Genomic DNA, 5998 nt, shown 5'->3' on the forward strand with positions numbered 1-5998 from the left:
ACACTTGCCGGCGTCACGATTTCACAAACCGGGGGTCCAGGCTCTGCCACCTCAGTGAGCATCCGTGGGTCGTCAGGCAGTCAGGTCGCCGTCTTCATTGACGGTATCCGGATAGGTTCTGCGACCACAGGCCAAGCCGAGTGGGCAGATCTCAATACCGCCTCGTTCGACCGCGTCGAAGTCATCTCAGGCCCGGCTGCCGCCTCGTTCGGTGCGGATGCAATAGGTGGCGTGGTACAACTCTTCACGCGCCATGCATCAAACCTGCCCAACCAGACCACGATTTCCACAGGCGGCGGTTCGAACAAGACGTTCGATACGCAAATCCGCACGTCAGGCAGTATCCCGTCTACAGGTCCGCTCGCTGCATTATCCGGACTAACTTATTCGCTCGGGCTGCACGACTACAACACCGCCGGGATCGATGCGACCCAGCCGTGGACGTACGGGCATGAGAATGGCCGAAACCCCTACCACGCTCAAGACGTGGATGCGCGTTTGGGGTACGCCCATGACAACTGGTCGATCTCCACCTTTGCGCTTTACCACAAGTCTGACCTGTCCTACGACAACGCAGGCGGCGCCGACCGGCAGCTTGATCATCAGTTGACGACGGGTGTTGCGTTCCATCTGGATGTCACACCGTTCACCCAGTTTGACCAGTCTGTCGGTTACGCTACGGACCGCCAGTTCCTCTATGCGACCGACCCAACCATCCCGACCGATGAGATCGACTCGACGCGCTTCAGCACGTCGACCTCGCTGACCCATCAGGAACGCGGATTCACGATCTTCAGCCTGCCCTTGTCCGGCGAGTCGAAGCTCGCGTATGACTTCGGCCGCGAGCAAGCTTTCCTCCCGGTCGATATCCCCTCGGGCATACCGGCACGCAACGACTCGGCGTTCTCGGTCCATCAATCGGTCACGCTCGGCGCGCTTACGATGTTCCTCGCGGGCCGCCACGAGATCATCGAGGGCCAGTCGATCAATACCGGCAATGTCGCGCTGGCTTATGCGATCACGCCGATATATACCGCACGCGTCTCGTATGGCAATGCATTCCGGCTGCCGACTTTTGACGATCTGTACTACCCAGGTTACGCGAACCCGAACCTGCTCCCTGAGCGCAGCGATACGGTCGAGGCAGCACTTGATGCCGCTACGTCGTTCGGCACCTTTACGGCTGCGGTGTATGACACCCGCGTCCACAACCTGATCACGTACGATTCGGTGACCTATCTTCCTGTGAACGTAGGCCGGGCGCACATCCAGGGCATCGATCTTTCGTACAAGGGCACGCTTGGCAACTCGACGCCTGTCAGTCTCGCGATCGGCATCCTGAATCCGCAGGACGTCACCGACCAGACCTGGCTCAATCGCCGTCCGCGCCAGACGGTGAGCCTGAGCGTCGATCACACGTGGGACGAGTTCCACCTGCACGCGCTCAGCACGGGCGTCTCCGTGCTGTACGGGGGATCGACCTTCGACGACCAGTTCAACTCGACGTATCTGCCGTCGTATACAACGGTCGGGCTGCGTGCCGCGTACAAGATCAATTCGCATCTCATCGCGTCGGCAAACCTGTCGAATCTCTTTAACAGGCAGTACTCCACCGCGTACGGTTACAACACGTTGGGCCGCACGGCATTCGGCAAGCTCGCTTACACGTTCTAAGCAATTGTTTCATCGCCCTCGGAGTATCGATGATGTCGTCATTGCGAGTATCCGAAATCGACTGGTCGCCGGTGGCTCACGGCAAGGACGCATCCAGGATTCTTCGAGCGGTCAGTCTTGCGGCGAGTCCCGGCGAGTTCGTCGGGCTCGTCGGACCGAACGGGAGCGGCAAGACGACACTTCTGCGCTGCGCCTTTCGCTTTAACACGCCGCTCGCGGGGACGATACAACTCGACGGCGAAGACATCCAGGTCCGCCTCTCTATTTGCCGGAAAACGCCGGCAAAACGATGCTGCCCAGTTCGTCGAGTATTTCGGCGTACGGACGCGGTGTGACTTTGGGATTCAGCGCAACATGATTAACCCCGGCGTCTCTCGCCTGTTCAAGAAAATCTCGCAGCGCACGACTACCGATTAAAAATCCGCCTTTGATCCGCTTGAACGGTTGATGCGGCTTGGGATGAAGATAAAGAAATCCGCCAAAAGCGAGTGGTTTGAATGCGCTGCCGCCCGCCGTGTGCCGCACTAATTCTCGCCACTCTTTTCCAAAACTCTCCAGTTGCTCAGGCTCGGGAACGAATCCAAGGTAGCCGTCCATGTTTTCGGCGATCCATCCCAGGGTCTGCTGCGCGCGGCCCACCGCAATGGCTGGCGTACGGCCATACGGCGGCTTCGGAAGCATATCCAGTAATCCCGCGGACTGGCCGAAGCGAGGAGAAGTGAAACGCGGGACTGTGCTTTCGCTGACGTTCCGGTAGACGCTGAACGCATCTCTAAACCGCTCGCCACGCGTTTCGAAGTCAATCCCGAAGAGCGGATATTCAGAGGGGCGGTCGCCAGAGGACATGCCGACGACCAACCGTCCTTCCGTCAGATGATCAAGCGAATTAACCTGCTTCGCCAACAGCAACGGTTCGCGCATCGGCAGCACAACGCCCGCTGTGCCGAGCGTGATAGTGTGTGTGGCGGCGGCCAGATGAGCAATGTAGATAAGCGGATCGAAGATCTGGCCAACGTCGCCATAGGCAGGATCAAGAAATGGAATGTCTCGCGCCCACAATGCGGCAACGCCAAGATCCTCTGCACGCTGCGCCATCGCAATGTGGTCGCGCATGGTGGGTTGCGGAGAATCCGGATGCGTTTCGAGCGGCAGGATGAGACCTACCGTCAGTGCGTCTCGCCGAAACACGCGTTGGTATCCGGGATGTGATTCGATGCGAACGGCATTCGTGGGCGAGCGTTCGCGCAGGGGGGCTGACATATCCATGGCATCTCCTTAGGGCTGTACGAAGAGTACGTACTTTTCTGCCGGAGAAAAACGCAGGTCCGCTAACAACACTTGATACACCGGGTCACGAGTCCGATAGGCTCGCTAGTTGTCGGGGCCCGCCCGCTAAGCTTGCCGGGTGCAATCTATCTGCAGATGATTTGCGCGACAAACGGAGAAATAGAGCGGTTTCCATCGAATGGCTTTATCGCCCTTGACCGAGCGCGGGTACGCGGCCTATGTCGACTTCATGCAGAAATGGGGCGTGACCAAGCAGAAGATCCCGGCGAGCGGCGAACTCATCACGAATGACTTGATCAACGAGATCAACGACTTCAATCAGGCTGAGATCATTGCCATGGCGAAGGCCTACAAGGAGAAGTGAATCGCGTCTGCCGCGCCTCGAAACGCACGCCTCAGCTCAATGGTCTCGCGAAGCTGAGTTCGTGTCCGTCAGGATCCCTAACGTGGAAGTAGCGCTCGTTCCAGGGTGCGTCGCGCGGCGTGAAGTCCGGTGTGCTGCCGGCCGCGAGCGCCGTGCGATACATCGCATCGACGTCCGAAACATAGATGATCACCCGGCCCCACCAGCCGATCGGACCCTGCGTTTCCGTCGTCAGGTTGAGAAACGACCGCCCCAGCGCAAATGAAGTGAACGCTTCATTTTCGCCGCCGTGCAGTAGCGAAAGGCCGAGCGCCCGGTAAAAGCGCACAGCGCGCTGCATGTCGCGAGTCGAAAGCGTGATGGCGCTCAAGCCTTCGACTGTCGGCTCGTTTGGTGGGTCGGCGTTCGGCTCGGTTCCGGCGGAGGGAGGGTTCATCGGTGGGTGCGCTCCGTGGCGAGGCCGCTGTCATTTGAGATGATGATGCGAGACGAGCTGCAACACGGAAAGATCCGGATGCGTTCCGTCGATAATGCTTCGCCCGATGTGCCGCGCGTCCTGTACGGCGTCGTCGGCGGTCTTGAACGCGTCGTCGCCGTCCGCGTGGAAGTGCACGGCTTCGCCCGGCACAGCGGCATTCGCGCCGTGACGGCAGACGTGGCCGATATAGACGTACCGCTCGCTCGCACGCGGCGGCGCGTGCTCCGGGATCGGCTTCAACTGGGGCAGGACATGGATGTCGAAGCCCTCGTATTCAAACATGTGCCATGCACCGGGTTCGTCGGGCATAGGGGTCTCCCTTATGTTGATTGTCGGATAAATCAACGTTACTCCTCGCGCGGCTTCGAATCCATCGGATGTCGTCGAGGCGATACAAGCGCGCAGGGGATTGGGCGGGAGGTATTCGACTGAGGATTGAGCTTGACGGGAGGCGCGCCTTCTTAAGTTCGAAGCAGAATTCGCTTTCTTGAACGCGCGACCTAAAATATAGGGTGGGTCGCAACGTGACAAGGGGGTGACCATGTCTCAGCCAATGATCGGCCTCTTTGTAGTCGTAGCGATCCTAGTGGTTTCCGCTGGGGTACAAGGCCGCCGCTATCGTCAAGAGCACCCCGAGGACAACGTGGGATTGGTGCGCATGCGCGAGTGGCTTGACGCGCACCACATGCATTGGCCGCATCACATGCACTGGCCGGGCCACCGGCATTGACCTGCCCGCGCACAATATCCTTGCGCTCGTTTGACGGGGCAGTGTGAGGCGCCCTTCAGCGGTGAAGACTCGTCTCAGTCAGGCATACCCGCGCCACGTGTTTCGGGCAAAAACCACGGCAGCACGATGCCGATCAGGTATACCGATCCGAGCGCCAACGCGGCGTGTGACACGCCGCCAAACGACTTGATCATGCTGCCTGCCACAATCGGAAAGACCCACGCTATCATCCGCGCGGCGTTGAACACGAAGCTGATCGCAGTCGAACGAACGCTGCTGGTGAAGAGCTCGCATGGGTAGATCGCCATCCACACGTAAGCACACCCAAGCGTAAAGAAGCCGTTGATCGGCGCCACCACCATCATCATTTCGACGCTCGTCGTCAGCTTATAGGTGATGATCGTGGTGATCAGCGCGCCGACGAATGTCAGCGACAGGAACGCCCGTCGGCCGATCGCATCCACCACGAACCCCGCGATGAGGTAGGCCACGATTGCGCCGATGGTGTAGACGATCGATATTTTCGAGCCCCATGCTAGAGCGTCGGGGATGCCTTCCGCCTTGGCAATCGACACGGTGTAGGTCGGCAACCAACTGGAAATGGCCCACCAGCCGACGGTCGTAACGATCGACAGGACAAGCAGGATCAACGTGCGGCGCAGCGCTTCGCGCTCGCTGAACAGCTGCGTGAGCGTGAAGGGGCGCTTCCCGGATAGAAGCGCTTCACCCTCGGCCGGCTGGACGTTGGTTGCGCTCCAGCGCTTTTCGCGTACCGCGCGCTGCCATTTCTCCGACTCGTTCACCCCGCGCCGGATATACAGCACGAAGAACGCGGGGAGTGCGCCGAGCGCAAACATGAGCCGCCAGGTTTCAGTGCCGAGCGGATGCGTCGACGAAAGCGCATACCACAAGACCGCTGCGATGAGGGTGCCCCAGCCGAAGCCCGATTGCAGGAATCCGGCCCCTTTCGCGCGAGCCTGCTCCGGCCAGGTCTCCGACAGCAGCGCGATGCCCGTGCTCCATTCGCTGCCCATCGCAAGGCCTGTCACAAAGCGCAGTCCGCACAACACCCAGAAGGTCGGCGAGAACGCGGTCAAACCGGAAAATATCGCATAGAGGAACACCGACCACAGCATCATGCGCTTGCGCCCGACGTAGTCCGCGAGAATCCCGCCGACGAGACCGCCGACGCCCCAGCCGAGCAACGTGATGCCGATCACGAGACCTGCGTAGATCGTGGACGACGCCGCCTGCTCCCGCGACAACACCGAATGAAGCATCGGCCCGAGAACCATGACGAGTGCGATTGCCTCGTAACCGTCGAAGATCCAGCCAAGAAAGCTAGCCCTTAGCACGCGCCAGTGCGTGGCCGTAAGGCCGTCATACCAGCGGGTTCGCGCGCCGACAGCCAATTGTCCGTGTTCCATTCATGTCCCCTTCATACTTCTATTGGAGTGTCCAAGGA

General features: G+C 59.9%; 8 protein-coding genes. 4 read left to right on the forward strand and 4 right to left on the reverse strand.

Translation table 11 applies throughout. From position 1 onward, the window contains the following. Both WCA53_RS03995 and WCA53_RS04000 read left to right on the forward strand, forming a co-directional pair. On the forward strand, nucleotides 1–1674 hold a 1674-nt coding region (locus WCA53_RS03995), incomplete at its 5' end, for a TonB-dependent receptor domain-containing protein (protein ID WP_423905693.1). Nucleotides 1675–1706: 32 nt separating this feature from the next. After that, entirely contained in the window at nucleotides 1707–2009 is a 303-nt protein-coding gene (locus WCA53_RS04000; protein WP_423905718.1) for an ATP-binding cassette domain-containing protein, read from the forward strand. Here WCA53_RS04000 and WCA53_RS04005 read toward each other — a convergent pair. Next, a complete protein-coding gene (locus tag WCA53_RS04005; protein ID WP_423905697.1) occupies nucleotides 1936–2940 on the reverse strand; it encodes a TIGR03571 family LLM class oxidoreductase in 1005 nt (334 codons plus the stop codon). The two genes, WCA53_RS04000 and WCA53_RS04005, sit on opposite strands and share 74 nt — an antisense overlap. Nucleotides 2941–3139: 199 nt before the next feature. Here WCA53_RS04005 and WCA53_RS04010 point away from each other — a divergent pair, with 199 nt between their 5' ends. Then, the gene (locus WCA53_RS04010) at nucleotides 3140–3325 is read left to right on the forward strand and encodes a hypothetical protein (RefSeq protein ID WP_423905701.1); all 186 of its coding nucleotides are present in this window, start codon (nucleotides 3140–3142) and stop codon (nucleotides 3323–3325) included. A 31-nt stretch (nucleotides 3326–3356) separates the two neighbouring features. On the opposite strand, the gene WCA53_RS04015 is transcribed toward WCA53_RS04010, so the two are convergent. Beyond that, nucleotides 3357–3761, reverse strand: coding sequence for a VOC family protein (locus WCA53_RS04015; RefSeq protein ID WP_423905705.1), 405 nt, complete (start codon nucleotides 3759–3761; stop codon nucleotides 3357–3359). A gap of 30 nt (nucleotides 3762–3791) precedes the next feature. Then, nucleotides 3792–4112, reverse strand: a complete 321-nt coding sequence (locus tag WCA53_RS04020) for a hypothetical protein (RefSeq protein WP_423905708.1) — start codon at nucleotides 4110–4112, stop codon at nucleotides 3792–3794. Between the two features lie 232 nt (nucleotides 4113–4344). On the opposite strand from WCA53_RS04020, the gene WCA53_RS04025 reads away from it, so the two are divergent. After that, the gene (locus tag WCA53_RS04025) at nucleotides 4345–4533 is read left to right on the forward strand and encodes a hypothetical protein (RefSeq protein WP_423905711.1); all 189 of its coding nucleotides are present in this window, start codon (nucleotides 4345–4347) and stop codon (nucleotides 4531–4533) included. 74 nt (nucleotides 4534–4607) lie between these two features. On the opposite strand, the gene WCA53_RS04030 is transcribed toward WCA53_RS04025, so the two are convergent. Continuing rightward, nucleotides 4608–5960 (reverse strand): MFS transporter, encoded by a 1353-nt coding sequence (locus tag WCA53_RS04030; protein ID WP_423905713.1) that lies wholly within the window; start codon nucleotides 5958–5960, stop codon nucleotides 4608–4610. Nucleotides 5961–5998: the final 38 nt, after the last annotated feature.

Origin of the sequence: Caballeronia sp. (genome assembly GCF_049581465.1) — a bacterium.
GTDB lineage: Bacteria > Pseudomonadota > Gammaproteobacteria > Burkholderiales > Burkholderiaceae > Caballeronia.

What these genes read in the sequence shown, in the direction of transcription:
- WCA53_RS04000 (WP_423905718.1), top strand. Translation starts at nt 1,707, where the DNA reads ATGTCGTCATTGCGAGTATCCGAAATCGACTGGTCGCCGGTGGCTCAC.
- WCA53_RS04005 (WP_423905697.1), bottom strand. Translation starts at nt 2,940, where the DNA reads ATGGATATGTCAGCCCCCCTGCGCGAACGCTCGCCCACGAATGCCGTT.
- WCA53_RS04010 (WP_423905701.1), top strand. Translation starts at nt 3,140, where the DNA reads ATGGCTTTATCGCCCTTGACCGAGCGCGGGTACGCGGCCTATGTCGAC.
- WCA53_RS04015 (WP_423905705.1), bottom strand. Translation starts at nt 3,761, where the DNA reads ATGAACCCTCCCTCCGCCGGAACCGAGCCGAACGCCGACCCACCAAAC.
- WCA53_RS04020 (WP_423905708.1), bottom strand. Translation starts at nt 4,112, where the DNA reads ATGCCCGACGAACCCGGTGCATGGCACATGTTTGAATACGAGGGCTTC.
- WCA53_RS04025 (WP_423905711.1), top strand. Translation starts at nt 4,345, where the DNA reads ATGTCTCAGCCAATGATCGGCCTCTTTGTAGTCGTAGCGATCCTAGTG.
- WCA53_RS04030 (WP_423905713.1), bottom strand. Translation starts at nt 5,960, where the DNA reads ATGGAACACGGACAATTGGCTGTCGGCGCGCGAACCCGCTGGTATGAC.